This window comes from Streptomyces sp. NPDC039736 (assembly GCF_055596485.1).
In genome coordinates, this window is sequence record NZ_JBVIUQ010000010.1 from 265,676 (window position 1) to 291,640 (window position 25,965).

The 25,965-nt window shown below is 72.1% G+C and carries 22 protein-coding genes; 6 read left to right on the forward strand and 16 right to left on the reverse strand.

Annotation, left to right across the window (positions count from 1 at the left end):
* Positions 1-321: 321 nt before the first annotated feature.
* Positions 322-3,600, forward strand: coding sequence for an AfsR/SARP family transcriptional regulator (locus ACZ56L_RS28780; protein WP_471067246.1), 3,279 nt, complete (start codon positions 322-324; stop codon positions 3,598-3,600).
* 238 nt (positions 3,601-3,838) lie between these two features.
* On the opposite strand, the gene ACZ56L_RS28785 is transcribed toward ACZ56L_RS28780, so the two are convergent.
* Together ACZ56L_RS28785 and ACZ56L_RS28790 are read right to left on the reverse strand one after the other, a co-directional pair.
* On the reverse strand, positions 3,839-4,909 hold the full coding sequence (locus ACZ56L_RS28785) for a methyltransferase (protein ID WP_471067248.1): 1,071 nt from the start codon (positions 4,907-4,909) through the stop codon (positions 3,839-3,841).
* A 52-nt stretch (positions 4,910-4,961) separates the two neighbouring features.
* A complete protein-coding gene (locus ACZ56L_RS28790; protein WP_471067250.1) occupies positions 4,962-5,804 on the reverse strand; it encodes a helix-turn-helix domain-containing protein in 843 nt (280 codons plus the stop codon).
* Between the two features lie 123 nt (positions 5,805-5,927).
* On the opposite strand from ACZ56L_RS28790, the gene ACZ56L_RS28795 reads away from it, so the two are divergent.
* Together ACZ56L_RS28795 and ACZ56L_RS28800 are read left to right on the forward strand one after the other, a co-directional pair.
* Positions 5,928-6,092 carry a transposase gene (locus tag ACZ56L_RS28795; protein ID WP_471067284.1) on the forward strand — a complete coding sequence of 55 codons (165 nt, stop codon included), beginning with the start codon at positions 5,928-5,930 and terminating at the stop codon, positions 6,090-6,092.
* A 501-nt stretch (positions 6,093-6,593) separates the two neighbouring features.
* Positions 6,594-7,175, forward strand: coding sequence for a sigma-70 family RNA polymerase sigma factor (locus ACZ56L_RS28800; RefSeq protein ID WP_471067252.1), 582 nt, complete (start codon positions 6,594-6,596; stop codon positions 7,173-7,175).
* 48 nt (positions 7,176-7,223) lie between these two features.
* Here the strand turns inward: ACZ56L_RS28800 and mnmA are convergent, their stop codons facing one another.
* The gene (mnmA, locus tag ACZ56L_RS28805) at positions 7,224-8,366 is read right to left on the reverse strand and encodes a tRNA 2-thiouridine(34) synthase MnmA (protein WP_345228279.1); all 1,143 of its coding nucleotides are present in this window, start codon (positions 8,364-8,366) and stop codon (positions 7,224-7,226) included.
* Positions 8,367-8,454: 88 nt separating this feature from the next.
* Between mnmA and ACZ56L_RS28810 the strand changes: the two genes are divergently transcribed.
* Positions 8,455-9,147: an N-acetylmuramoyl-L-alanine amidase gene (locus ACZ56L_RS28810; protein ID WP_471067254.1), complete on the forward strand. Its 693-nt coding sequence runs from the start codon at positions 8,455-8,457 to the stop codon at positions 9,145-9,147.
* Here the strand turns inward: ACZ56L_RS28810 and ACZ56L_RS28815 are convergent.
* From ACZ56L_RS28815 to ACZ56L_RS28825, 3 genes are all read right to left on the reverse strand, one after another.
* Positions 9,144-10,442, reverse strand: coding sequence for a cytochrome P450 (locus tag ACZ56L_RS28815; protein WP_401762080.1), 1,299 nt, complete (start codon positions 10,440-10,442; stop codon positions 9,144-9,146). The two genes, ACZ56L_RS28810 and ACZ56L_RS28815, sit on opposite strands and share 4 nt — an antisense overlap.
* Positions 10,443-10,627: 185 nt before the next feature.
* A complete protein-coding gene (locus ACZ56L_RS28820; protein WP_471067257.1) occupies positions 10,628-11,797 on the reverse strand; it encodes a cysteine desulfurase family protein in 1,170 nt (389 codons plus the stop codon).
* A 75-nt stretch (positions 11,798-11,872) separates the two neighbouring features.
* Complete coding sequence (locus tag ACZ56L_RS28825; RefSeq protein ID WP_471067259.1) at positions 11,873-12,826, reverse strand: helix-turn-helix transcriptional regulator; 954 nt, start codon at positions 12,824-12,826, stop codon at positions 11,873-11,875.
* Positions 12,827-12,937: 111 nt separating this feature from the next.
* Here ACZ56L_RS28825 and ACZ56L_RS28830 point away from each other — a divergent pair, with 111 nt between their 5' ends.
* On the forward strand, positions 12,938-13,117 hold the full coding sequence (locus ACZ56L_RS28830) for a hypothetical protein (RefSeq protein ID WP_345228282.1): 180 nt from the start codon (positions 12,938-12,940) through the stop codon (positions 13,115-13,117).
* A 53-nt stretch (positions 13,118-13,170) separates the two neighbouring features.
* Here ACZ56L_RS28830 and ACZ56L_RS28835 read toward each other — a convergent pair whose 3' ends face one another.
* From ACZ56L_RS28835 to ACZ56L_RS28880, 10 genes are all read right to left on the reverse strand, one after another.
* The gene (locus ACZ56L_RS28835) at positions 13,171-14,019 is read right to left on the reverse strand and encodes a thioesterase family protein (RefSeq protein ID WP_471067261.1); all 849 of its coding nucleotides are present in this window, start codon (positions 14,017-14,019) and stop codon (positions 13,171-13,173) included.
* A 97-nt stretch (positions 14,020-14,116) separates the two neighbouring features.
* Positions 14,117-14,788, reverse strand: coding sequence for a trimeric intracellular cation channel family protein (locus ACZ56L_RS28840; protein WP_345228284.1), 672 nt, complete (start codon positions 14,786-14,788; stop codon positions 14,117-14,119).
* 72 nt (positions 14,789-14,860) lie between these two features.
* Positions 14,861-16,252, reverse strand: coding sequence for a M1 family metallopeptidase (locus ACZ56L_RS28845; RefSeq protein ID WP_471067263.1), 1,392 nt, complete (start codon positions 16,250-16,252; stop codon positions 14,861-14,863).
* Positions 16,253-16,416: 164 nt separating this feature from the next.
* On the reverse strand, positions 16,417-17,466 hold the full coding sequence (locus ACZ56L_RS28850; RefSeq protein WP_345229130.1) for an ABC transporter ATP-binding protein: 1,050 nt from the start codon (positions 17,464-17,466) through the stop codon (positions 16,417-16,419).
* Between the two features lie 95 nt (positions 17,467-17,561).
* Complete coding sequence (locus ACZ56L_RS28855) at positions 17,562-18,707, reverse strand: ABC transporter ATP-binding protein (RefSeq protein WP_345228286.1); 1,146 nt, start codon at positions 18,705-18,707, stop codon at positions 17,562-17,564.
* Positions 18,704-19,663, reverse strand: a complete 960-nt coding sequence (locus ACZ56L_RS28860) for an ABC transporter permease (protein WP_380837123.1) — start codon at positions 19,661-19,663, stop codon at positions 18,704-18,706. The genes ACZ56L_RS28855 and ACZ56L_RS28860 overlap by 4 nt, the downstream gene beginning before the upstream one ends.
* A gap of 169 nt (positions 19,664-19,832) precedes the next feature.
* Positions 19,833-21,611: an ABC transporter substrate-binding protein gene (locus ACZ56L_RS28865; RefSeq protein WP_345228287.1), complete on the reverse strand. Its 1,779-nt coding sequence runs from the start codon at positions 21,609-21,611 to the stop codon at positions 19,833-19,835.
* Positions 21,612-21,739: 128 nt separating this feature from the next.
* Complete coding sequence (locus ACZ56L_RS28870; RefSeq protein WP_345228288.1) at positions 21,740-22,756, reverse strand: ABC transporter permease; 1,017 nt, start codon at positions 22,754-22,756, stop codon at positions 21,740-21,742.
* A gap of 425 nt (positions 22,757-23,181) precedes the next feature.
* The gene (locus ACZ56L_RS28875; RefSeq protein ID WP_345228289.1) at positions 23,182-23,964 is read right to left on the reverse strand and encodes an enhanced serine sensitivity protein SseB C-terminal domain-containing protein; all 783 of its coding nucleotides are present in this window, start codon (positions 23,962-23,964) and stop codon (positions 23,182-23,184) included.
* A 159-nt stretch (positions 23,965-24,123) separates the two neighbouring features.
* The gene (locus ACZ56L_RS28880) at positions 24,124-24,882 is read right to left on the reverse strand and encodes an enhanced serine sensitivity protein SseB (protein ID WP_471067286.1); all 759 of its coding nucleotides are present in this window, start codon (positions 24,880-24,882) and stop codon (positions 24,124-24,126) included.
* A 448-nt stretch (positions 24,883-25,330) separates the two neighbouring features.
* On the opposite strand from ACZ56L_RS28880, the gene ACZ56L_RS28885 reads away from it, so the two are divergent.
* Entirely contained in the window at positions 25,331-25,915 is a 585-nt protein-coding gene (locus ACZ56L_RS28885; protein ID WP_471067265.1) for a hypothetical protein, read from the forward strand.
* Positions 25,916-25,965 lie beyond the last annotated feature (50 nt).

The following is a 25,965-nucleotide window of genomic DNA, read 5'->3' on the forward strand; positions in this document are numbered from 1 at the left end:
GGGCGTCGCAGGACCGGAAGGCGCGCGGGGCGGCGTCCGGGGAGCAGCCACCGCCGCCGTCGCCGTGCGCGAGGGCCCTGTTAGCATCGTGCCTGCTGTGCGGGCAGCGGACGACGCGGTCCTTGCCGCTCCGGACACCCGCACCGGCCTCCCCCTCCCCGCCTCGGCGGACCGCGCACCGCGACGAGGGCCGCACGGACGTCGGGGTGGCCCGTCCGCCCGGCTCACGTCACCGCGGGACGGACGCACGCAGGTCCGCGGGCCATGGCCGGGGACCTGCCCCGGCGGTGGCGCCGTCGAGCGGGATTCCGGGTGGATGCGATGACAGGTGCAGGGCAGGGGCTCGACTTCGGGCTGCTGGGTCCGCTGGTGGTGCGGCGGGCGGGCGCGGTCCTTGATCCAGGGCGACGCAGACAGCGGCTGCTGCTGATACGCCTGCTGCTCGCCGACGGCCGGGCGGTGGCGCCCCAGGTGCTGTGCGAGGAACTGTGGCCGCAGCAGCCGGCACGGTCGGCGGGCGGAGCGGTGAACTCCCTGCACGCGCACGTCAGCAAGCTGCGCGCGGTCCTGGAACCCCCGCACCTGCGCGGGAGCGGCCCCTTCGAGCTGCTGGTCACCGAGCCGCTCGGCTACGCCCTGCGGGTCCCGCCCGAGAGCCGTGACTCCGTACGCTTCGAACGGACGCTGGCGCAGGCGCGCCGGCACATGGACCGGGGCGAGCCCGAACGCGCCGCCGAAGAGGCGGAGACCGCGCTGGGACTGTGGCGCGGCACCGCGTTCGCCGACGCGGCGCACCACCTGTTCGTCGCCCAGGAGACCGCCCGGCTGGAGGAGCTGCGGCAGGCCGCCCGCGAGCTCCGCGCCACCGCACTGCTCCTGCTGGGCCGGAACGCCGAAGCCCTGGACGCGGCACGGGAGTTGACCACCGAGCACCCCCTGCGGGAAACCGGCTGGGCCCTGCTGCTGCGCGCCCTGTACCGCGCCGGACGGCACCCCGAAGCGCTTCAGCGCTACACCGAACTGCGCCGGCACCTCGCCGACGAACTCGGCCTCGAACCCGGCCCGGCCCTGCGCGCCCTGCACCAGGGCATCCTCCACCACGACCTGCCGCCGCTCCTCCCGGCCGGTGAGCCGACCGGATGCGGCACGACCGCCGCCCCTGGCACGTCCACCGCCCCCGGCACGCTCTGCGCCCCCGGCGCGGGCACTGAGCGCCGCCGCGACCCGATCGAGCGGACGGGTACCGGGCCCGGGATCGGAGTGCGGGGCACGACCGAGGCAGCCGCGCCCTCCAGCCCGACCGCCACCGGCCCGACCGTCACCGACCCGGCCACCGGCGTCCCGGCCGCCCCGCCGGAAGCACCTCGCACCCCCGCCCCGGAAGAGGAGACGGCACCCCCGCCCCCCGCGCGCCCCGCCCAACTGCCGCGCAGCCTCCCGGTGTTCGCGGGACGGGACACCGAGGGCGCGTGGCTGTCGGCCGTGAGCGGTGCGCCGGGCCGGTCCGGTGCGCCCGCCGCCCCCGTCGTCGTCATCAGCGGCACGCCCGGTGTCGGCAAGACCACCTTCGCCGTCCACCACGCCCACCGCGTCGCCTCGTCCTTCCCGGACGGGCAGCTCTTCGCCAACCTGTGCGGCTTCCACCCCCACGCGCCCGCCGTGGACCCCGGTGCCGTCCTGCACGGCTTCCTCACCGCCCTCGGTGTTCCCGCACAGCGCATCCCGGAGGACACCCCGGCCCGCAGCACGCTCTTCCGCTCCCTGCTCGCCGACCGGCGCGTGCTGCTGGTCCTGGACAACGCCCGCGACGAGCAGCAGGTGCGCCCCCTGCTCCCGGCGGGAGCGGGCTGCCTGACCCTGGTCACGAGCCGCAACCGGCTGCCCGGACTGATCGCCGCCGACGGCGCCAGGCCCCTCACCCTCCCGCTGCCCTCGCCGGCCGAGGCCCGCCAGGCCCTCGAACGACGCCTGGGAAGCGAACGGCTGGCCGCCGAGCCCACCGCCACCGCCGAGCTCATCGAACTGTGCGGACGGCTTCCGCTGGCCCTGGCCGTGGTCGCCGCCCGCGCCGAACTCGACCCGGCCTTCCCCCTGCACGCCGTCGTCGACGACCTGCGGCACACGCCCGGCGACCTCGACGCGTTCACCGGCTTCGACAGCAGCACCGATGTGCGCGCCGTCTTCTCCTGGTCCTACCGGGCCCTGGACGACCACGCCGCCCGGCTGTTCCGCCTCCTGGCCCTGCACCCCGGGCCCCACATCACGGCCCCCGCCGCCGCCAGTCTGCTCGGCCTCCCCGTGGCCGGGACCCGCCGCGCGCTCGCCGCCCTGGTCGGTTCCTGCCTCGTGGAACAGCCGCTGCCCGGCCGCTACGGCCTGCACGACCTGCTCCGCAGTTACGCGGGCGAGCTCACCCGGCTCCACGACACCGCCCAGGACCGCCGGCAGGCCACCCTGCGGGTGCTGGACCACTACCTGTTCACCGCCCACCGGGCCAACCAGCTCCTCAAGCAGGACACGACGGCCGAACTCGACCTCGGAGCGCCGCAGCCGGGCGTGGTCCCGGAGGAGTTCACCGGCGTCCAGCAGGCGAGCGGGTGGTTCGCCGCCGAACAGCGGGTCCTGGCCGACCTGCTCCACTGCGCCGTCACGCAGGATCTCGACCGCCACACCACCGGGCTCGCCTGGTCGCTCAAGGAGCACCTCCAGCGCCAGGAGTTCTGGCCCGAGGCCGTCGCCGCGCTGACCCCCGCCCTGACCGTGGCCCGGCGCCGGGGCGACCTGCTCGAAGAGGGCCGCTGTCTGCGCCACCTCGGCAGCATCCACGGCTACCTCGGCCATCAGGACGAAGCCCTGCGCCACCTGCGACGCGCCACCGCGATCTTCGAACAGCTCGACGCGACCGGCGAACAGGCGCGGGCCCACTACGTGATGGCGTGCGCGCTGTTCCTGTTCGGCCGCACCGAGGAGGCCGTGACGTTCTCCGAGCGGGGACTGGAGCTGTCCCGGGCGACCGGTGAGGAGCTGTGGCTGGCCGAGTGCCTGCTCGAACTCGCCTGGTTCCACTCCAACCTGGGGCACTTGGAGAAGAGCCTGCGGTACAGCGAGGAGGGCATCGCCCTGTTCCAGCGCCTGGACGCGCCGTGGCAACTGGCCCAGGGGTGGGACATCGTGGGCCACACCCTCCGTGCGCTCGGCCGGTACGAGGAGTCGGCGGCCACCTACCGGCGGGCGTCCCTGGCGTTCGAGGAACTGGGCGACCACCGGAACGCCATCGGCACCCTGATGCGTCTCGGGGACACCCGGCTGGCCCAGGGCGACCGGGACGGCGCCCGGGCGGACTGGGTCAAGGCCCTGGGCAACGCCGAGGAACGGGCCATGCGGCACAGCGCCCAGCAGGTCCGCGACCGGCTCACGGCCCTGGACACGGACGCGGATCCGGTGCCCGCCGTGCCGGAGCGGGTGGTCGGAAACCACCGGCTCCCGACCCCGCACCGGGACGCCGCCGCACGGGAGCCCGCCGGCCGGGGCGGGCGAACGACGGAACAGGCCCAGGGCACGGCCGTCCGGCGTACCGGCCGCGGGCTCCTTTCGTCCTGAACGACTGTCGGCACGGCCACCGGCCCCAGCGGAGCACATGTGTCCGGGTCGCATACCGCCCGCCGTGTGCCGCAGCGCCGCAGCGCCGACGAACGGGCCACCGCAGACACCCGGAACGGTGGCCCGCAGCCCCGCAGACGGCCACGGCCGTCTGCGGCACCACCGCCACCGGCCCAGCGGGTGCCCGGGAACGGTGTTCCCGCGGGTCAGTCGGCCCCTGCCCGGTGCGTGCTCGTGGTCAGCACGCCATGGTCTCGATCAGGTAGAAGGGGGACGCGCCCAACAGCGGGGTCGCCGACACGACGGACAGTCCCGCGCGGCGGCACACCTCTTCGAAGTCCTTGTGGGTCCGTTCCCTCCCGCCCAGGTTCACCAGCATGTTGAGGTCGCTGAGGTAAGTGATCCCGCCGTCTGCGGCGTGCGCGGCAGCGTCGGTACCCACGACTTCGGGAAGCACCGGCTCCACGATCAGGACGCGGCCGCCGGGCGGTAGCACCTCGCGGCAGTGGCCGAGGATCGTGACCGCTTGGTCGTCCGACCAGTCGTGCAGGACGCTCTTGATCAGGTACAGGTCCGAGCCGCCGGGCACGGAGCGGAAGAAGTCGCCCGCGGCCAGGGAGCAGCGGTCCGCCATCCCGTGCCGGTCAAGCGTCTTCGGTGCCTGGGCCAGGCCGTCCTTGGTGTCGTGGAGGACGCCGGTGAGCGCCGGGTGCGCGGCGAGTATGCCGGTGAGGACGCTTCCGTCGCCGCCGCCGATGTCGGTGACCGAGGTGAAGCGGCTGAAGTCGTAGGCGTGCGGCAGCACGGCGGCGGTCTCCTGGGAGGCCTGGCTCATCGCCGCGTTGAAGTCGGCGGACAGCTCGGGGTGTTGCCCGAGAAAGCCGAAGAAGTCGGTGCCGAAGACGGCGTCGAACGCGATGCCGCCGGTGCGGACGCTGCTTTCCAGACCGTCCCAGGCCCGCACGATCGCCGGGTCGGTGAACATCCGGACGAACGAGACGAGCGAGCCGGGGCGGCTGGAATCCAGAAGGGCGCCGGCGGCGGTCACCGAGAACGTGTCGGGTTCGTGCTCCTCCAGCAGGCCCAGACCGGCGAGGGCGCGCAACAGCCTCGTCATGGGTTGGTGCTCGGCTCCTGCGTCGGCCGCCGCCTCGCCGGCCGACCGTCGGCCGTCGCCGATCAGTTCGAAGACTCCGAGCCGCAATGCGGCGCGCAAGGTCTGCGAGGCCATGCTGCCGAAGGCGAGCCGGACGATCAGACCTCGGTCGGCCATGGCCTCTTCGGCAGCGGCTGTGTCCATGGTGCTCACGGATGACTTCCTTCCTCGTCGGGGTGGGTGGCTGTGGTGTTCAGGGGGCGGGTCAGAGGCCGGCCAGGGCGGCGGGCGTGCACCCGGCGAAGGCGAGGACGTCGCGGTGGAGGTGGGACTGGTCGGCGTATCCGTGCGCCAGGGCGATGTCCGCGGCGCTGCCACCCGCGCGGAGGGCCCGGGCGGCCCGGTCGAAGCGGACGAGCATGGCGGCGCGCTTGGGTGTGAGGCCGACCTGGGCACTGAATCGGGACCACAGCCGCTTGCGGCTCCACCCGCAGGACGCGGCGAGGTCGTCGACCCGGACCCGGCCCCCGTGCGCCACGATGGTGTCCCACACACCGGCGACCTCGGGTGCCATCGTCCGGCCCCGGGCGGCCCGGTGGGCGAGGAACTCGCTGACCAGTGTGAAACGTTCCTGCCACGCGGTGGCGGCGGCCACCCGTTCACGGAGCTGCCGTCCCTGCCACCCCCACAGGTCCTCCAGGCCGACGACCGCCCCCTCCAGTTCGTGCGGCGACACGCCCAGCAGGGCGTAAGCGGTGCCGGGCGACAGGCACATCTCGATGCACTCGACGTCCCGGCCGTGGATCCGCGTGGGACCGGGCGACAACGACGCGACCAGGCTGGGATGGGAGTTCGAGCCCGTCGAAGGTCGTTGCGCGGTGCCGCCTTCGACCGTGAACGGGTCGTTTCCCAGGCCGATGACGACGACCACGGCAGGCTGGGGCAGCACCCGCAGGTCCAGTGCCTGGCCGACGCGGTCCCGGAAGCCTGTCATCCGGACACCGGGAACGGCAGGCGTGCCACTGGGCCGCACCGTCTCCCACCCGCTGTCGGCCGCATGATCGCCGTCGGAGCCACGGCCCACGGCATCCACTTCGTCGCTGTGCATGCCCCCACCCTGGCGGGCCCGGGCCGCCCCGTCTTGGAAAAAAGTTCCGCGGGCCGGCGCGCGGAGCCCCGAGCGGCCGCCGGGGAGTTCTCTTCGGATCGTCTGATCGTTGGTTGACGTGTGGTGCTGGCTGACGCCCAGTGGGTGAGGATCGAGCCGTTGCTGCCGGGCCGGCACCCGAAGCGGGGAGGGCGGTGGCGGGATCATCGGCAGGTGATCGGCGCGTTCGCGTTCACATACCGCACCGGTACGCCGTGGACGGACCCGTCTGAGCACTTCGGGCCGTGAAAGACGTCCGCGAACGACTGCGGAGGTAAGTCGCCGAGGGCACCCGGGAGAAGGTCTTCACCGCTCTGCTCACCCAGGCCGACGTCGCAGGGGGCCTCGACCGGGTCATCGCGGTCGGCTCCACCGCCGTCCGCGCTCACCAGCATGCAGCCGGCGCCCGCCAAGGGGCCCTGGCCGACGAGCCCGGCCATCATGCCCTCGGCCGATCGGCCGCCCCAGGACCACACCGGACGTGGTCCTGGCTGACAGGCGTGTTCGTCCCGCGCGATCCGCACTCACCCCCGCCGGCACGGGATCCGGACGGCGGTCCGAAGGAAACGGCCCAGTCCACGAGAGCCACAGGACCGCAAGGAGCGAGAGGCCGGAGAACCGGGAAGACCGGAAAGCGCGACAAGGAGACGACAAGGTTCGGCAAAGGGGCCCCGACGAGTGTGTGAACCACTCCTCCGCAACCGCGGGAGAGCAGCTCACAGAGCACTCGAACAGGAACGGGCACCACCCATGGACGCAATCACGGAAGCGGGGGCCGGCACCCTCGCCCCGCCTCGGGCGCACCCGCGGCGCCTCGCCCCGGACGCCGACTGCGACGCCTTCGTGCGCGACGTCTACGACCGGTACGGGCCGCTGCTCCTGCGGTACGCCGCGCGGCTGCTCGACGGCGACTGGCACAAGGCGCAGGACATCCTCCAGGAGACCGCGGCCCGCGCCTGGAAGCACGGCCGGTTCCTGAGCACCCGCGGCGAACACGTCCGGCCGTGGCTGTTCACCGTGACGCGGAACCTGGTCGTCGACCACCATCGGGCCCGGCGGAACCGGCCGCTGGAGCTCATGCCGGCCGAGGACCTGGACGCCTCCTGGGACAGCACGGATTCCGCGATCACCACCCATGCGGTCCTGAACGCGCTGCGCGAACTGACCGAGCAGCAGCGAACCGTCATCCGTCTCATGTACTGCCTGGAGTACAGCGTGAGCCAGGCGGCCGAACAGCTCGACATCCCGCCCGGCACCGTGAAGAGCCGCTCCTTCTACGCCGTGCGGGCGCTGCGCAGGGCGCTGGCGAAGCAGGGTGTCCTCGCCGGGTGAGCCACGGCGCGGGCGTCCGGCTCCAACGGCCGCCTGCGAGCGGTCCGCTCAGACGGCCGCCTGCGTGCGCCGCGACGTCGTCGCGATCGTCGCCGAGCCGACCACGCGCGTGCCGTCGTACAGCACGATCGCCTGGCCGGGCGCGACCCCGCGCACCGGCTCCCCGGTGAAGGTGACGCGCAGTTCGCCGTCGACGACCTCGGCGTGCACCTCGGTCTCGCCGCCGTGGGCGCGGAGCTGGGCGGTGTACGTGCCCGGGGCGGCCGGCTCGGTGCCGCACCAGCGGGGGCGGATCGCGGTCAGCGCGGTGACGTCGAGGGCCTCGGCGGGGCCGACGGTGACGGTGTTGTTCACCGGCGAGATGTCCAGCACGTAGCGCGGCTTGCCGTCGGCGGCGGGGTGGCCGATGCGCAGGCCCTTGCGCTGGCCGATGGTGAAGCCGAACGCGCCGTCGTGGGTGCCCAGCTTCGCGCCCGACTCGTCGAGGATGTCGCCCTCGGCCCGGCCGCCGAGGCGGCTCGCCAGGAAGCCCTGGGTGTCGCCGTCGGCGATGAAGCAGATGTCGTGGCTGTCGGGCTTCTTGGCCACCGCGAGGTCACGGCGCTCGGCCTCGGCGCGGATCTCGTCCTTGGTGGTGAGGGTGTCGCCGAGCGGGAACATGGCGTGCGCGAGCTGCTTCTCGTCCAGGACCCCGAGGACGTACGACTGGTCCTTGGCCATGTCGGAGGCGCGGTGGAGCTCCCGCGAGCCGTCCTCCCTGACCACCACCGTCGCGTAGTGCCCGGTGCACACGGCGTCGAAGCCGAGCGCGAGGGCCTTGTCGAGCAGGGCGGCGAACTTGATCTTCTCGTTGCAGCGCAGGCACGGGTTCGGGGTGCGCCCGGCCTCGTACTCGGCGACGAAGTCCTCGACGACGTCCTCGCGGAAGCGCTCGGCGAGGTCCCACACGTAGAACGGGATGCCGATGACGTCGGCGGCCCGGCGGGCGTCCCGGGAGTCCTCGATGGTGCAGCAGCCGCGCGCGCCGGTCCGGAAGGACTGCGGGTTGGCGGAGAGCGCGAGGTGGACTCCGGTCACGTCGTGTCCGGCCTCCACGGCACGGGCGGCGGCGACGGCGGAGTCGACGCCGCCGGACATGGCGGCGAGGACGCGGAGGGGGCGCGGGGCAGCGGGGCGCGGGGTATCGGTCATAGCTCGTCCAGAGTAGTCGGAACCTTCACCGACCTCCCAAGCGTTACAGGATCAGGGGCAGGGGCAGGCAGACGGAGAGGGGGGCGCGGTGGCCGGCAGAGCGAAACCGCAGCCGTCGGCGGGCGGGAGGCCGAGCAGACGCGGCTTCCTCATCGGCGCGGGTCTGGTGGTGACCGGCGCGGCGGTGCTGTGGGGCGACGAGGCGTCCCGGCTGTGGTGGAAGGTGCCGGGCGTGGACAAGCAGCGCACGGACGGCGACGTGGACCAGCCGGGCGCGCGGTGGGTGCCGGCGTCGGCGCGCAACCTGCGCACGGCGGACCGCCCGGACGACTACCGCATCGACCGGATCGTGATCCACACCACGGAGGGCAGCTACGACTCGGCGATCCGGGTCTTCCGCGACCCGCTGCACGCGGCCGCCGCGCACTACGTGATCCGCGCCGAGGACGGGCACATCACGCAGATGGCCCGCGAGCTGGACGTGGCGTACCACGCGGGCGACCGCGGCTACAACGAACGCAGCGTCGGCATCGAGCACGAGGCGTTCGCGCACCGGAAGGGCACGCTGACGGAGGTGATGTACCGGTCCTCGGCCCGGCTGGCCGCCGGCATCTGCGCCCGGTACGGCATCCCGGTCGACCGCGAGCACATCGTCGGCCACGTGGAGGTCCCGGGCACGGACCACACGGACCCGGGCCCCTACTGGGACTGGGACCACTACCTGGGGCTGGTCCGGCAGGAGACCCGCCGCCTGGCCCCCCTCCCCGCGCGGAGCACCTAGCGCAGGTGCACCGGCAGCGAGTCGACGCCGTACACGATGGAGAGCTTGCGGAAGTCCAGGTCCTCCGGGCGCACCGCGAGCCTCAGCTGCGGGAAGCGGCGGACCAGCGCCGGGTAGGCGGCCCGCAGCTCCATGCGGGCGAGCTCGGCGCCGATGCAGCGGTGGATGCCGTAGCCGAAGGCGAGGTGGCCGGAGGCCTTGCGGTCGGGGTCGAAGCCGCCGCCGTCGGGGGTGTACGAGGCGTCCCGGTTGCCGCCGGCCAGGGAGCAGAGCACGAGGTCGCCCTTGGGGATGTGCACACCGGCTATCTCGATGTCCTGCCGGGCGAAGCGCGGGAAGGCGACCTGCACGACGGTGAGGTAGCGCAGCGCTTCCTCCACGAAGGGGGCGGCAGCCGCGTCGTCGTCGCGCAGCCGCTCGAAGGCCCGCGGGTTCTGGAGCAGCAGCAGGGAGCCGAGGGCGAGCATGCTCGCGGTGGTCTCGAAGCCGCCGGTGAGGACGCCGTCGGCGAGGCCGGCCAGCTCCTCGTCGCCGACGGTGTCGCCGTGGTCGCGGATGATCATGCCGATGAGGCCGTCGCCCGGGTTCTCGCGCTGCTTCTTGACCACGTCGCGGAAGTACGACAGGGACTCGGACATCGCGCCGAAGGGCGCCGTCGCGCCGCTGAACAGGTCGAAGCGCTCCATGGCGAGCTGCTGGAAGTCGTGGCGGTCCTCGTAGGGGACGCCGAGCAGCTCGCAGATGGTCAGGGAGGGGATCGGCAGCGCGAAGTTCTGCACCAGGTCGACCGGGCCGCCCGCGGCGCCCGCGGCCTCCATCGCGTCGAGCTGCTCCTCGATGAGGGTCTCGATGCGCGGGGTGAGCCGGCGCAGGCGGCGCATCGTGAACTCGGGGGTCAGGATGCGGCGCAGGTGCGTGTGGACCGGCGGGTCGCTGAAGCCGAGGCCGCCGGGGTTGTGCTCGGCGACGACGCCGGCGTTGCCCGCGAGGTTGGTGAAGTCACTGCTGAAGCCGTCGGTGGAGCCGAGGACCTCCTTCGTCTCCTCGTACCCGGTCACCACCCAGGCGTCCATGCCGAAGGGCAGCGGCACCTGGTAGACCGGGGACTGGGCGGCCCTGGCGGACAGCTTCGCCACCGGGTCGAGACCGTCGCGGCGCATGGGCAGGAGCAGGTCCTGGGGAAGCCGGTTGAGCAGCGAGGAGCTGATTCCGTGCTTCTGGATCCTGGCCAGGTACATGCGCCCGATCCGCGCGGTGATGCGGGAACGGAGGGTCGCCTTCAACGTGAACTCCATGGGTCGTCGTGCGGCCCCCACGCGCGGCGCGTGACTTCTGCGACTTCTGAGGGACATCAGAGGGCTCAAGTATAAAGAGCGATTGCGGGCCGTCAGGGTTGAGCGTGATGAGGGTTACATAAAACAGAGTCGGCCTCCGCTTCCGGTTCCGCCCCGCCCCGCAGGCCGGGGCGGGCGGCCCCGGATCAGCTCAGGCCGGCGGTGCGGGCCCGTTCCACGGCGGGGCCGATCGCCGCGGCGACCGCCGCCACGTCGGCCGCCGTGGAGGTGTGCCCGAGGCTGAAGCGCAGGGTGCCGCGCGCCAGGTCGGGGTCGGTGCCCGTGGCGAGGAGCACGTGCGAGGGCTGGGCGACGCCCGCGGTGCAGGCCGACCCCGTGGAGCACTCGATGCCCTGGGCGTCGAGCAGCAGCAGCAGCGAGTCCCCCTCGCAGCCGGGGAAGGTGAAGTGGGCGTTGGCGGGCAGCCGCCCGCCCGGGGCCGGGTCGCCGCCGAGGATCGCGTCGGGGGCGGCGGCCCGGACGGCCCGCACCAGGTCGTCGCGCAGCGCCCCGACCGTACGGGCGAAGTCCGCGCGCCGCTCGGCGGCCAGGACGCCCGCGACGGCGAAGGCGGCGACCGCGGGGACGTCGAGGGTGCCGGAGCGGACGTGCCGCTCCTGGCCGCCGCCGTGCAGGACGGGCACGGGGGTGTACTGGCGGCCGAGCAGCAGGGCGCCGATGCCGTACGGGCCGCCGATCTTGTGGCCGGAGACGGTCATGGCGGCGAGCCCCGAGGCCGCGAAGTCGACGTCGAGCTGGCCGTACGCCTGGACCGCGTCGGCGTGCAGCGGCACCCCGAACTCCGCTGCCGCGTCGGCGAGTTCGCGGACCGGCTGGACGGTGCCGATCTCGTTGTTGGCCCACATGACGGTGGCGAGGGCGACGTCGCCGGGGTCGCGGGCGATGGCGTCGCGGAGGGTGTCGGGGTGCACCCGGCCGTACGCGTCGACGGCCAGGTACTCGACGTCCGCCCCCTCGTGGGCGGCGAGCCAGTCGACGGCGTCCAGGACGGCGTGGTGCTCGACGGGGCTGGCCAGGACGCGGGTGCGGCGGGGGTCCTCGGCCCGCCGGGCCCAGTAGAGCCCCTTAACGGCGAGGTTGTCGGCCTCGGTGCCGCCGGCGGTGAAGACCACCTCGCTGGGGCGGGCCCCGAGGGACGCGGCGAAGGCCTCGCGCCCCTCTTCGACGGTACGGCGGGCTCGGCGCCCGGCGGCGTGCAGGGAGGAGGCGTTGCCGGTGACGGTCAGCTGGGCGGTCATCGCCTCGACCGCCTCGGGCAGCATGGGCGTGGTCGCGGCGTGGTCGAGGTAAACCATGGTGAGGGCGATTGTACGAGGCCGGGGGCCGGACGGCGGCGGGGTCCCGGCGGGGCCGGGGGCGCGGGGCCGGAACTAGCCCTCGTACAGGTCGACCACCTCGCGGGCCGCCCGCAGGAGTTCCGCCCGTGCCGCCGCCGGCGCCAGCACCTCCAGGCTCGCCCCGAAGTCCAGCAGTCCCCGCACCCACCGCAGGTCGGGATAGGCGAGGCAGAGGCCGGTCCAGCCGGCGGCGGCCTCCTCCGCCGGGCCCGTCACGTCCGCCCCGTGCATCCGCAGGAACATGTCCAGCCGCTCCGTGCGCACCCTCGCCCGCACCACCACCCCCGCCTGCCGCGACTCCACCTCCTCCCGCAGCAGCTCCCAGACCTGCGCCAGCTCCACCCCCGGCCGCCGCCGCACCGGGTCGTCCAGCAGGGTCGCCGAGCGCACCCGGTCGGCCCGGTAGAGCCGCGGCCGGGACCGGTGGTCGGCGACCAGGTACCAGGTCCCCGCCTTGGACACGAGCCCGTACGGATCGACCGTGTACGTGCGCGGTCCGGCGGCGTCCGCGTGCCGGTAGCGCAGCCGTACCCGCCGGTCGGCGAAGACGGCCTCGTGCAGCACCCCCAGGTCGGCGTCCCCCGAGGGCCGCCGCCACCGCACCGGGTCGACGACGATCCGCCGACTGGTCAGCTCGGCCGCGGGCCGGTGCGGCTCGGGAAGCGCCGCCATCACCTTCCGCAGCGCGCTCCCCAGCGCCCGGTCGAGCCCGAGGTCGGCGTGCGTGCTCCGCGCGGCCAGCACGAACAGGGCCCGCGCCTCGTCGCCGGTGAGCCCGGTGACGTCCGTCCGGTAGCCGGGCAGCAGCGCGAACCCGCCCCGCCTCCCGCGCTCCGCGTACACGGGCACGCCCGCCGCCGACAAAGCCTCCATGTCGCGGTGGACGGTCCGCACCGACACCTCCAGCCGTTCGGCCAGCTCGGCGGCGGACACCAGCCCACGCGTCTGGAGCAGCAGCAGGATCGACAGCAGCCGGTCGGATTTCACAACGCCCACCCTCCCACCGCATGTCCGTCGCGACCGGGGGCACCCGGCGCATAAGGATTCCGTAAGGGGTCGCAGGGCCAGTCAACTGGCAAGTACACAAGGAGACTTCAGATGCTGGCAATCGTGGGAGCCGTGCTCTTCGTCATCGCGTTCATCATCAACGCGGCCGACATCACGGCGAACGAGATCTTCATGCCGACCAGCCTGATGCTGCTCGGCCTGGCCTTCCTGGCCCTGCACGTGGCGGGCATCGGATCCGGCTGGGGCGGCCGGGGCCGCAACCACCGCTGACGCGGCGGCGGACGGTACGACCCCGACCCCGCGACCGGCCCGGAGCACCGCGCCTACTGCCGCGGCGCCCGCGCCAACTGCCGCGACTGCGCCACCAGCCGGTCCGCGCTGTCCCAGACCTCCGCGTCCTCCTCCAGGAAACCGCCCGCCAGGTTGCGGGTGACGACGGAGACCCGCAGGGGACCGGGCGCGGGCCGGCTGCGTACGTGACAGGTCAGCTCCACGGTCGGCGTCCAGCCCTTCAGGCCCAGCTCGAAGCTGGTCGGGGGCAGGGCGTCGACGGCGAGCAGCAGCGACAGCGGGTCCGCGTCCCGGCCGTCCGCGAGTCCGAACCAGGCCCGCATCTCGCCCTTGCCGGAGGGCGCGCCGACCGCCCAGCCGACCGTCGCGGGGTCGAGCCGCAGGTCGAGGCGTTCGGTGATGGCGTTGGAGCCGGGGATCTCGGGGGCGGGCCCGTCGGACGTGCCGAAGCAGTGCTCCTGCGGCGGGATCGCGGGCGGCTTCGCGGTCGTACGGACGTCCTCGCTCAGCGCGTCGAGGTCGCCGTAGGAGGCGAGGACGCGGATGCGTTCGACCTCGTTGCCCTCCGCGTCGCGCTGGAGGAGGGACGCCTGCCCGGAGGAGAGCGTGCGCCCGCTGCGGACGGCCTCCGTGCGGACGACGGCGGGTCCCGGCGTCGACGGCGTGAAGTAGTGCGCGGAGACCGTGAAGGGGTCCGGGTGCGGAAGCGCGTCGGCGAGCGCGCGGCCGATGACGGCGAGGAGGTAGCCGCCGTTGACGGCGTTCATGATCGTCCAGCCCGCGGAGAGCTCCACGTCGTACACGCCCGGCTCGCGCCGCACCACGGCGGTGTCGCGGTCGAACTCGCTGTCCCCGAGGGTTCCGATGGGTGTCTGTGCCATGCCCGGCACGCTACACCGGCCGATTACTGAGCGGTAGCTTTTCCTGTGCGCCCGAGCTTTCCCGTACGAGGACCTCCTCGCGCGACCGCCCGCCCGGCTAGCCCGCCTGGTCCGGCGCCTCCACCGACACCGACGACCTGTGCCACGCCCGCGGCGCCCGCCAGTGGAACCTCAGCGCGGCCAGCCGCAGCCCGAAGGCCGTGACCGCCGCGAGCCCGCTCGTGTACGGGTTCAGCACGTCGAAGCGGATGCACAGGGCGACCATCGCCGCCCCCACGATCGCCGGCACCGCGTACAGGTCCCGGTCCCAGCGCAGCAGCGAGGGCACCTCGTTGGCGAGGACGTCGCGCAGGACGCCGCCGCCGACCGCGGTGGCCAGGCCCAGCGTCGCCGACGCGGTGAGGCCGAGCCCGTAGTCGTACGCCTTCGCCGTGCCGGTGACGGCGAACAGGCCGAGCCCGGCCGCGTCGAAGACGTTCACCCCGAGCTGGATGCGTTCCACCTGGGGGTGCAGGAAGAAGACCAGGACGGTGGCGAGCAGCGGGGTGACGAAGTAGCCCAGGTCGCTGAAGGCGGCCGGCGGCACCGCGCCGATGATCAGGTCGCGGAACAGCCCCCCGCCCAGTGCCGTGACCTCCGCGAGGACCGCCATGCCGAAGACGTCGAAGTTCTTGCGGACGGCGAGCAGCGCGCCGGAGATCGCGAAGACGAAGATCCCGACGAGGTCGAGCACATGTTGGACGGAGGGGCTGAAGAGTTCCTGGAGCACGCGACATTCTTACCTGCCCACGGGTCGCGAACCCCGGGGTGACAGCCGGGCGGCCCACCGCGCGGGTCCGGCCTACAGCTTGGGCCTGCCCTTCGTGAACAGCCAGGTGCGGAAGAACCCGTCGAGCTGCTGCCCGGAGATCCGCTCCGCGTACGCGATGAACTCGCCGGTCTCCGCGTTGGCGTACCGGTAGTCGGAGGCCCAGGTGCGCAGCAGCTTGAAGAAGGCCCTGTCGCCGATCTTCTCGCGCAGCACCTGGAGCGTCATGGCGCCGCGGTTGTAGACGGCGGAGGCGAACATCGTGTCGCGCTGCGGGTCGCCGACCACCGTCTGCCAGAACGCCGACTCGGCGGGACGCGCATGGTAGGAAGCGCGCATGAGGTCGTGGGCGGTGCCGCGTCCCTTGTGCTCCTCCCACAGCCACTGGCTGTAGGTGGCGAAGCCCTCGTTCAGCCAGATGTCGTCCCACTCCTCCGGCGAGACCGAGTCGCCGAACCACTGGTGGGCCAGCTCGTGGGCGATGGTGCTCTCGCTGCGGACCGCGGAGTAGACCGGCTTGGTCTGGGTCTCCAGTGAGAACCCGGCCTGCGGCATGTCGTCGACGATCGCGCCGGTCTCCTCGAAGGGGTACGGGCCGAAGAGCGTGGACCAGTGGTCGGTGATCTCCGCGGTGAGGCCGTAGACATCGACGCTGTTGCTGTCCTTCAGCACCGGGTCGACGGCGACGTAGATCGGGGTGCCGCCGGGGGTGACGCCCCGCTGGACGTCGAACCTGCCGATGGTGGCGGTGGCCAGGTAGGTCGCCATCGGCTTGTCGGTGCGCCAGTGGTGGGTGGTCCTGTCGCCCCGGGTCGTGGTGGAGACCAGCCGGCCGTTGGAGACGCCCGTGAGGCCCTTGGGGGCCTTGATGCGGATGTCGAAGGTGGCCTTGTCGGAGGGGTGGTCGCTGCCGGGGAACCAGGTGGAGGCCGCGTTCGGCTCGCAGGCGACGAAGACGCCGTCGCCGGTCTTCATCCAGCCGTAGTCGGAGCCGAAGACGATCGGCCCGGACAGCGGCTCGGGCACTCCCCCGTAGACCACCTCGACGGTGAACCGGTCGCCCTTCTCCAGCCGGTGGCGGGGCGTGATGCGGAGGTCGTCGCCCCGGCGGCCGAAGTCCGCGCGTCTGCCGTTCACCTCGACGGACTCCACGGTGAGCTTCTGGAGGTCCAGGTGGAAGGAGGAAAGGTTCTTCAGCGCCTTGGCGGTGAGGGTGGCGCGGGCGTCGAGGCGGTCGGTGGCGGGGTCGTAGTCGAGCCCCAGGTCGTAGTGGCGGACGTCGAAGCCGCCGTTGCCGAGGTGGGGGAAGTACGGGTCGCCGACGCCCGGGGACCCGGGTTTCGCGCCCGGGGCGGCCGCGACCAGGCAGAAGGAGGAGGCGGCGAGGACGACCGCCGCCAGACGTGCCGAACGGGAGAGTGCCATGAGTCTTCCCTTCGAACGCGTTGTCCCGCCCCTCGGTGTGTGGGGCGGACGCGCCGACTCTGCACTCTCCCGTTCCGGGATGCGACCGACATGTACATGACTTTACGAAGTCGTGCCCTGCCGACCGGTTGGAAGCCGTACGTCCGGATTGAGCCGTCTCCGGCTCACGCCTCCTTGGCGACGTCCACGACCTTCACCGCGTCCTTCGCCTCCGCCACGATCTCCTCACCGGGGACCTGGTCCGGAGCGTTCTCCGGGTGGTGGCAGGCCACCTGCTGACCGGGCTTGAGTTCGAGGAGCGGCGGCTCCTGCGTGGTGCAGATCTCCGTCGCCTTCCAGCACCGGGTGTGGAAGCGGCAGCCGCTCGGCGGCTTGATCGGCGAGGGGACGTCGCCCTTGAGCAGGATGCGCTCGCTCTTGACGCCGCGCCGCTTCGGATCGGGGACCGGCACCGCCGACATCAGCGCCTTGGTGTACGGGTGCATCGGCGCCTTGTACAGCGACGTGCGGTCCGCCAGCTCGACGATCTTGCCGAGGTACATCACCGCGATCCGGTCGGAGACGTGCCGGATGACCGACAGGTCGTGCGCGATGATCACGTAGGTGAGGCCCAGCTCCTGCTGGAGGTCGTCCAGCAGGTTGACCACCTGCGCCTGGATCGACACGTCGAGGGCCGAGACCGGCTCGTCCGCGACCACCAGCTTCGGGTTGAGCGCGAGCGCGCGGGCGATGCCGATGCGCTGGCGCTGGCCGCCGGAGAACTCGTGCGGATAGCGGTTGTAGTGCTCGGGGTTGAGACCCACGAGCGCCATCAGCCGCTGCACCTCCTTCTTGACCCCGCCCTCGGGCGTGACGCCCTGGAGCTTGAACGGCGCGCTGACGATCGTGCCGATCGTGTGCCGCGGGTTCAGCGAGGAGTACGGGTCCTGGAAGATCATCTGCACGTCGCGGCGGTGCGGGCGCATCTTCGCCGTGGACATGTGGGTGATGTCGTGCCCCTCGAACTCGACCGTGCCGCCGGTCGGTTCGAGCAGGCGGGTGATCAGCCGGCCCATGGTCGACTTGCCGCAGCCGGACTCGCCGACGACGCCCAGGGTCTCCCCCGGGTACACCTCGAAGGACAGCCCGTCGACGGCCTTGACCGCGCCGGTCTGGCGCTGCATCAGCCCGGACTTGATCGGGAAGTGCTTGACCAGGTTCTGGACCCGCAGCAGCGGCTCACGGCCGGGCGCGGCGGCACCCGGCGCCCGCGTCTGCTCCTGGTCCTTCTCCTGCGTCTTCGTCTCGTTCTCGCTCACGGCTTCATCGCTCACAGCTTCGGCGCAATCTCTTCGGTCCAGATCCGGGTCCGCTGCTCGGCCGAGAGGTGGCAGGCCGAGAAGTGACCGCTGCTGACCTGTTGCAGCTCGGGCCGCACGGTCCTGGTGACGTTGTCCTTGGGCACGTCGGCGTACGGGCAGCGCGGATTGAAGGCGCAGCCGTCGGGGATGTTGATCAGCGACGGCGGGGAGCCCTTGACCGGGATGAGCCGCTCCGTCTGCTCGCGGTCAATGCGCGGCATCGAGCCCAGCAGGCCCCAGGTGTACGGGTGCTGCGGCTGGTAGAAGACCTCTTCCGCGCTGCCCCGCTCGACGCAGCGGCCGCCGTACATGACCAGGAGCTGGTCGGCCATCTCCGCGACGACGCCCAGGTCGTGCGTGATCATGATGACCGCGGACCCGAACTCCTTCTGGAGGTCGCGGATCAGGTCGAGGATCTGCGCCTGGACGGTGACGTCCAGGGCGGTCGTCGGCTCGTCGGCGATCAGCAGGTTGGGGTTGTTGACCAGCGACATCGCGATCATCGCGCGCTGGCGCATCCCGCCGGAGAACTCGTGCGGGTAGGAGTCCACGCGCTTGTCCGGCTGCGGGATGCCGACCAGGTCGAGCATCTCGACCGCCCGCTTGCGCGCGGTCTTCTTGTCCACGTTGTGGTGGACCCGGTAGGCCTCCACGATCTGCTTGCCGACCGTGTAGTACGGGTGCATGGCCGACAGCGGGTCCTGGAAGATCATCGCCATCTCGCGGCCGCGGAGCTTGCGCACCTCGTCCGGGTCGGCGCCGAGCAGTTCCTGTCCGTCGAACCAGATCTCGCCGGTGACGCGGGCCTTGCTGCGGCCGTACTGACCGGTGGTGTGCAGGCCCATGATGCCGAGCGAGGTGACCGACTTCCCGGAGCCGGACTCGCCGACGATGCCGAGGGTCTGGCCCTTCTCCAGCTTGAAGCTGAGGCCGTCGACGGACTTGACCAGGCCGTCGTCGGTCGGGAAGTGCACCCGCAGGTCCCGGACCTCCAGGAAGGAGGTCGAGGGCGCGGAGCCCACCGCCTGGGGGACGCCCACGGTGGTCTCGGGCACGGTCGCCGCGGCGGACACGGCGGTGGCCTCGTCCGTGCCGGGCTTGTCGAAGTCGGTCATCCGAGCCTCACTCGCGGGTCGATGACGGCGTACAGCATGTCCACGAGGAGGTTGGCGACGCAGATGAACATCGCCGCGATCAGCGTGACGCCGAGGATCACGGGCAGGTCCTTCTGGGCGATCGCGTCGACCGCGAGCCGGCCCAGACCCGGGAGGTTGTACGTGGACTCGGTCAGGATCGCGCCGCCGAGGAGCGCGCCGAGGTCCAGGCCGAGCAGGGTGAGGACCGGGGTCCAGGTGGAGCGCATCGCGTGCTTGCTGATGACGACGCGTTCGGTCAGGCCCTTGGCCCGGGCGGTACGGATGTAGTCCTCGCCGAGGATCTCCAGCATGCTCGCCCGGGTGAGCCGGGCGTACATGGCGGCGTACAGGAAGGCGAGGGTGATCCAGGGCAGCAGCAGGCTCTGGAACCACTGGGCGGGGTCGTCTGTGAACGGGACGAACTCGCCCTCGATCCAGCCGAGTTGGAAGCTGAAGACGGCCAGCGAGAGCAGCCCGGTGAAGTAGATGGGGAGCGAGACGCCGGCGAGGGCGATGGTCATCGCCGCCCGGTCCCACAGCGAGCCCCGGCGCAGCGCCGAGATCACGCCCGCGGAGACACCGCCGACGACCCACAGCAGGCACGCACCGGCCGCGAGGGACAGCGTGACCGGCAGGGCCTCGGTGAGCTGCGGCCAGACTTCCTGCTCGGTACGGAAGGAGTAGCCGAAGCAGGGGGCCGCGCACTGGGTGACGTCAGTCCCGCTGGAGTACTCCCGGCCGACGAACAATGCCTGGACGAAGTGCCAGAACTGGACGAGGACGGGGTCGGCGAGACCCAGCTTCTCCCGGATGCCCTCGATGGCCGCCGCGTCGGTCTGCTTGCCGACGAACAGCAGCGCGGGATCCTGGCCGGCCCATTTGGGCAGGACGAAGAAGATGACGAAGGTCGTCAGCGTGACGACCAACAGCATCATGACGACGGCGAACAGGCGCCGGATGACGTAAGCAAGCACTGTGCGCGGCCCGGTGGCGGCCGGAGGACCCCGGGTCACGGGTTCCTCCGGCCGCCTCCTGCGGCCATCACCTGCCCTTCGGGCTTGGCGGGTTGGCGATGGTGGGGATCGACTGGTCCTCGGGTGAGGACTACTTCATGACACCGAGCGACGCGTAGTCGTAGCGGCCGTTGTACGCGGTGGACGAGTAGACGTTCGTCAGCCGCGAGCTGCGCCACGAGAAGTTCTTCTCGTACAGGAACGGCATCTGGACGGCGAGGTCCGCGGTCTTGTGGTTGACCTTCTTGTAGAACTCGGCGGCCTTCTCCGGGTCGGTAGCCTTCAGCGCGTCGTCGAAGAGCTTGTTGATCTCCGGGTCGTTCGTCTCCGAGCCGTTGTAGTTGCCGGTCGGCGCGATGAAGCGGCCGTCGATCAGCGGCTGCGAGAAGCCCTGGCCGGTCGGGAAGTCGGGGCCCCAGCCGGTCATGATGAGACCGATCTTGCGCTGCTTGACGACGGTCGGCGAACCGGTGATGGACTGCGACTCGGCGCCGTCGATCGTCTCGACCTCGGCGTTGATGTTGACCGCCTTGAGGGCCTGCTGGAGGGCCTCGGCGGTCTCCTTCTCACCGGTGTTGTTGCTGCGGGCGCTGATCTTGGTGGTGAAGCCGTTCGGCTGGCCGCACGCCTTCAGCATCTCCTTGGCCTTGGCCACGTCCGGCTTGCCGCCGCGGGCCTTGACGCCGTACGGGTCGTAGTCGTCCGAGCCCTTGATGGTGGTGGGCAGCATGTTGGTGGCGATGGGGCCGCCCGCCTCCTCGCCGCCGCGGACCTCCTGGAGCGACTTGAAGTCGGTCGCGTAGACGACGGCCTTGCGGCACTCGACCTTGTCCAGCGGCGGGACCGGCGTCATGTCGACGTAGCGGGTGAACGACGTCTGGATGTTGTCGACGTTCGCCTTGTGCTTCTTCAGCGCCTCGATGCGGCCGGACTGGGTGAGGCCGGTGCCGTTCATGTCGACGTCGTAGTCACCCTTGATCAGGAGCTTGTCGAGAGCCTCCATGTTGGGGTTGACCGTGACGGTGACCTTGTCCGGCAGAGCGGCCCGGACGGTGTCGGTGTCCTTGCTCCAGTTGGTGTTGCGCACCAGCACGATGCTCTTCTTCGGCGCGTACGACTCGAACTTGTACGGGCCCGAGGAGAACGGCTTGAGCTGGTACTTGGCGCCGGTGTCCTTTTCCTTCTTCACCGGGGAGCCCGCCGGCATCGCCAGCATCTGCTCGAAGTCGACGTTGGGCGTCGCCAGGTTGAAGACGATGGTCTTGTCGTTCGGCGTCTCGATGCCCTTGGGGCCGTCGCTCGTCGTGTCCTTGTACGGACCCTTGTACTCGGCCTTCGGGTCGATGGCCTGCTTCAGGTAGCTCGGGCCGCCGGTGATGGCCTCCGTGGCCCAGATGCGCGAGATGCCGTACTTGATGTCCTTGGAGGTGATCGGCGAGCCGTCCTCCCACTTGAGCCCGTCCTTGAGCTCGTACGTGTAGGTCTTGCCGTCGTTCGAGATCTTGCCGTTGCTCTTCGCGAGGTCCGGCACCAGCTCGGCACTGGCGTCGCCCGGCTTGGCCGCGTAGGTGACCAGCTGGCGCGCGTAGAAGCGGGAGAAGTCCCAGGCCATGCCGTAGTACTGACGCTGCGGGTCGGCAGAGTCCAGGTCCTGCTTGCTGATCATCTTGAGCGTGCCGCCCGCCTTGGTGGACGGGTTCGCGATCTTCGTTCCGGTGGCGGCGTTGAAGCCCGCGCCCTTGCCGCCGCCCTTCTCCTCGTCCTTCTTGCCACCGCCGCCACCGCACGCAGCGGTGGTCATGAGGGCGGCCACGACGAGCGCCGCTCCGGCGACCTGCCTGATCCTCGCCGACGAACGCTGGGGATTCATGGGTTCTGCAACCTCCGGGTGAGTGCGGTTACCGGCACAGGGCCCGGGAACCTTCGAGGAGCCGCCTGGCCGTTGTGGCAGGGGCGGGAAAGACGGGACGCGGTCCTCGCGGGCCGCGCGCCCGGTGGTCAACGGGTGCCCTTCGGGTCGAGCGCGTCGCGCACTCCGTCGCCGAAGAGGTTGAAGGCGAGCACCGTGATGAAGATCGCCAGACCGGGCACGATCATGAACAGCGGGTCGCTCTCGTAGGTGTTGATGGCCTTGGAGAGCATCTGGCCCCAGGAGGAGGTCGGCGGCTTCACGCCGGCGTTCAGGAAGGAGAGCGCCGCCTCGGTGAGGATGTTGGTGGGAATCATCAGCGTCGTGTAGACGGTGATCGGCGCCACCAGGTTCGGCAGCAGCTCCTTGAACAGGATGTACGCGCGTCCCGCTCCCAGGCTGCGCGCGGCCTCGACGTACTCCTTCTCGCGCAGCGACAACGTTTGCCCGCGCACGATGCGGCCGATGTAGGGCCAGCCGAAGAAGCCGATGACCATGACCAGGATGAAGATGCGGACCGAGCTGCCGGTCATGCCGAGGAGGTCGCCCGGCAGCACCGAGACCAGCGAGATGATGAAGAGGAGCTGCGGGAAGGCCAGCAGCATGTCCATGACCCGGCTGATGACCGAGTCGATCCAGCCGCCGAAGTAACCGGCGACGATGCCCAGGATCGTGCCGAGGACGACGGCGACCACCGCGGCGAGGAAGGCCACCAGGAGGGAGATCCTGGCACCGTAGACGATGCGGCTGAACACGTCACGGCCGTTGCCGGGCTCGACACCGAGCAGGAAGTCGGAGCTGACACCGGCGAACATGCTCTCGTCGAGGCCCTCGGCGACGCCGAACAGCGGGTCGATCCTGTCCTGGTGGAACTCGTCCGGCGGGTGGCCGAGCAGGTTCACGATCAGCGGGGCGAAGAGCGCCACGAGCACCAGGAGGACGACGACCACGCCGCCGGTCAGCGCGAGCTTGTCGCGCTTGAGTCTGGTCCAGGCGATCTGGCGCAGCGACCGCCCCTCGACCGACTTCTTCGCAACATCGGCCGCGACGTCGGCGGGAGCGGCCTTGTCCGCGTCCGGCGAGGTGTCGTGCAATGGTGCCGTCATCGTGGTGGGGACCCCTCTCGGCCGACGGTGGTCGGCCCTTGCCCGCCGCTGTGGCGGCTTGGAGCTTGTCGAACACAGGGCGGAACGCCCCTTGATTCGGGGAGTCTTCAATGCGGACGCCAAACCCCGCCAGACCCCCCGGCCAATGGATGCGCAACCGTGATGCTTACTGCGGCTTTCCGCTATCCGAACGCGGGTGAACGACGGGCGAACAGTGGGCAATTGGGCGCAACGCCCGGCACTCACCCCCAACTGCCGCCCATAGCCGCCATATTGGGGCAGACCCATTTCCGTCGCGTGCGCAAGCCCCGTCTCAGCATGCAGACGTGCCCAACTCTGCCCACGGGCATGCCAATTGACCCCTCAGGGGGCTTTTGGCAGGACTTTCCGGGGGGACCTTCGGGTGGAAAAGAGGACGGAGCGGCTCAGTAGGCGCGCGACGGCGGGTAGCCGTATCCCGGCGCGCCCGTCGGGGCGGGGGCGTGCGCGTCGCGGTCGTAGAACGGGCGGGCGTTGGCCCGCAGCCACATGCCGACCGGGTCGTGCTCGTCGGTCATCGCGACCGTGGACACCGGCAGGCCGTCCGGGACGACGCCGATGGACTGCTGCATCATCGCCCGCACCGCCTCCACCGACTGGCGGCTGGTGTCGTACAGGTCCAGACCGATGGCGAGGTACGGGGCTCCGAGCATCGGCTGCACCCAGGCGCGGCTGAGCGCGCGGACGGCCGGGGTGCGGTGCGCGTTCTGGGAGAGCTGGGCGTAGAACTGCGGGATGTCCAGGGCCGGTTCGCTCATCCGCAGCGGCCCCGCCGGCATCCGGTCCAGACCGGTGGCGATGCGCCGCAGGTCGAGCCAGGGGATGCCGACGCCGCCGCCGGGGGCGTGCGGGTTGAGCCAGATGCCCCAGCGGTCGGGGTACAGGGCACGGGCCAGGTCACGGCCCTGCGCCACCTCGTACGCCCGGTTCCAGCCGCTCGCGGCGAGCTCCTGGGCGGAGGTCACGCAGGGCGCGTAGCCGCAGCCCTCGACCTCCATGTTCCCGTACTGGGCGTCGGGGGAGCCGGCGGTGCCGTGCCACAGCAGCATCCACACCTGGCCGTCCGCGAGGGCGTGCAGCAGCGCCTCGTACGCGTCGTACCGCCCCGGGGTCACCTGGCGCAGCATGTGCTCGACCTGTCCGGCCGCCGCGGAGCCTGACGCGCTCACCCTGGGTCCCGCCCCTCTTCGATCCACCGTGTCGACACCGCCCCCGTGTGGCGTGGTCATCGAACAGCTTAAGCGGCACCGCTGACACCGGGCCGGTGCCGGGCGGGAAGACTTGGCCCGCCTTCGACGACGCCGGCCGCCGCGCGGTCGTACGGGATCTCAGTGCTCGCGCGTGTAGAACGGCCGGACCCGCTCCAGCATCCAGTCCACCACCGGGTCCTGCGCCATGTCGAGCAGCAGCAGGTGCACCGGCCACGGCACGGACTCCCGGCCCAGCGCCCGCCCCAGCGCGTCCATCGGCGCGTTGCGGTCCGTCCCCTCCCACGACGACAGCTGTACGCCGACGAACAGGACCGGCGGGTCGCCCTCCACGCTCGCCAGGGCGCGTCGGGCGGTGACGACGACGCCGCTCTGCTGGAACTCCCCCGCCGCCGCGGCGAGGAAGTCGACGGGCTCGTCCTGCCAGTCGGGCTCGAAGAGCCGCACCCGGCCGCCGGTCGCGGGCCCGTGCAGCGGGGAGCGGCCGGTGCGGCACAGTTCGGCGACGGCGGGGGGCGGCAGCGGCATGCCGACCGCGCCTTCCGGGTTCACCACGATGCCCAGTTGGGGCGGCAGCCCGCGGGCGAAGTCGACGGCCGGGGCGACCGCGCAGTCCATGTGGCCGCCGGCGCAGGCGAGGAACTGCTGCTCGGAGCTGAAGACCGGCACGTACGCCTGCCCGTCCAGCTCGACGGTCGGCAGGTCGGGCGGGCCCTGGTCGGGGCCGCCGCCGTTGGGCAGCGGGATCCAGACCTGTGAGCGGGCGAACACCTCGACGAGCCGGGGGCCGGCGCCGGGGTCGCCGAGAGAGGCGGCGAGCACTTCCTCCAGCTCGTTGGCGGGCCAGCCGCCACCGGGGAGGCCGCCGCTCCCGGGCAGGTCACCACCGGGGAAAGCACCGCCGGGCAGGCCACCACTGGGGAGAGCACCGCCGGGCAGGTCGTTCCCGGGGAGGCCGCCGCCCCCGGGGAAGCCAGGGGAAGGGTCACCGCCGGGGAGACCCGCCCCACCCGGGGCGCCGTAAGGAGTGCCGCCGTACGGGCCCGGCTGCTCCGGCACCCCGTACTGCCCCGTCGTCTCCGGTATGTCCACGGACCGTCCCCTTCTCGCCTGCCGACCGCCCCCGCGCTGGGCCCGAGCCTATCGCCGGGCCGCTCCGGGTCCGCGGCGTGCACCCGAATGGCCACGTTCCGTGCCTCTCGTGTTGCGGAGCGTGCCGATCCGTTCAAGGGTGGCGGACAGGGACGACCGGCCGCCCCGCTCCACCGGCTGCCCCCGGACAGGTCGCCCCGCCCATGCTCTCCCCTCCGGAAGGAATCCCGCCGTCATGGCACCGAACAGGACTGCCGCCCTCGCCCTCTCCACCTCGCTCTGCGGGGCGCTGATCCTCGGCACCGCCGGTGCGGCCGCCGCCACCACCGCCACCGACGGCCGGCTCCCGGCGGCCTCCGCGCCCGTCCGGCAGGCCGAACCGGACCTGGACGCCCTCACCGAGGCCGTCATCGACCTGGCCTTCGCCTCCGCCGCGGACCGGACGGCGGCCCGCACCCGGTTCGAGGCCGAGCTGGCGGACACCCTGGCCGACACGGCGTCCGCCGTGCTGGCCCACGACCCGGAGCCGACGTCGGCCGGCGCCCGGCTGTCCCTGCTCCGGCCGGCCGACCCGGATGCGGGCTCCGCCACCGCGCCGGCCCCGGAGGACACGCGCACGCCGTCCACGGCCGTCGACCCGGGCCCGTCGGCCGCCGCCGCCCCGACCGCGCTGGAGGACGGCCTCAAGGCGTTCGCCAAGGCCGTCGCGACCGGCGACTGGAGCGCGGCGCGCCAGGCCCTGGGAACCGTGCAGCACGCTTCCATCGACCTGGCGGCCAAGGTGTGGTCCAAGACCTCGGCCGCCCGTTCCCCGGAGTAGTCCCGCCGCCCGCCGCCGGCGCACCCCGCCGGCGGCGGGCACCCGGGGCC

Coding starts and splice junctions, on each gene's coding strand:
- ACZ56L_RS28855 (WP_345228286.1), bottom strand. CDS start 18,707: ATGACCGACTTCGACAAGCCCGGCACGGACGAGGCCACCGCCGTGTCC.
- ACZ56L_RS28830 (WP_345228282.1), top strand. CDS start 12,938: ATGCTGGCAATCGTGGGAGCCGTGCTCTTCGTCATCGCGTTCATCATC.
- ACZ56L_RS28885 (WP_471067265.1), top strand. CDS start 25,331: ATGGCACCGAACAGGACTGCCGCCCTCGCCCTCTCCACCTCGCTCTGC.
- ACZ56L_RS28820 (WP_471067257.1), bottom strand. CDS start 11,797: ATGGTTTACCTCGACCACGCCGCGACCACGCCCATGCTGCCCGAGGCG.
- ACZ56L_RS28800 (WP_471067252.1), top strand. CDS start 6,594: ATGGACGCAATCACGGAAGCGGGGGCCGGCACCCTCGCCCCGCCTCGG.
- ACZ56L_RS28790 (WP_471067250.1), bottom strand. CDS start 5,804: ATGCACAGCGACGAAGTGGATGCCGTGGGCCGTGGCTCCGACGGCGAT.
- ACZ56L_RS28835 (WP_471067261.1), bottom strand. CDS start 14,019: ATGGCACAGACACCCATCGGAACCCTCGGGGACAGCGAGTTCGACCGC.
- mnmA (WP_345228279.1), bottom strand. CDS start 8,366: ATGACCGATACCCCGCGCCCCGCTGCCCCGCGCCCCCTCCGCGTCCTC.
- ACZ56L_RS28815 (WP_401762080.1), bottom strand. CDS start 10,442: ATGGAGTTCACGTTGAAGGCGACCCTCCGTTCCCGCATCACCGCGCGG.
- ACZ56L_RS28860 (WP_380837123.1), bottom strand. CDS start 19,663: ATGATGCTGTTGGTCGTCACGCTGACGACCTTCGTCATCTTCTTCGTC.
- ACZ56L_RS28865 (WP_345228287.1), bottom strand. CDS start 21,611: ATGAATCCCCAGCGTTCGTCGGCGAGGATCAGGCAGGTCGCCGGAGCG.
- ACZ56L_RS28870 (WP_345228288.1), bottom strand. CDS start 22,756: ATGACGGCACCATTGCACGACACCTCGCCGGACGCGGACAAGGCCGCT.
- ACZ56L_RS28780 (WP_471067246.1), top strand. CDS start 322: ATGACAGGTGCAGGGCAGGGGCTCGACTTCGGGCTGCTGGGTCCGCTG.
- ACZ56L_RS28845 (WP_471067263.1), bottom strand. CDS start 16,252: ATGGCACTCTCCCGTTCGGCACGTCTGGCGGCGGTCGTCCTCGCCGCC.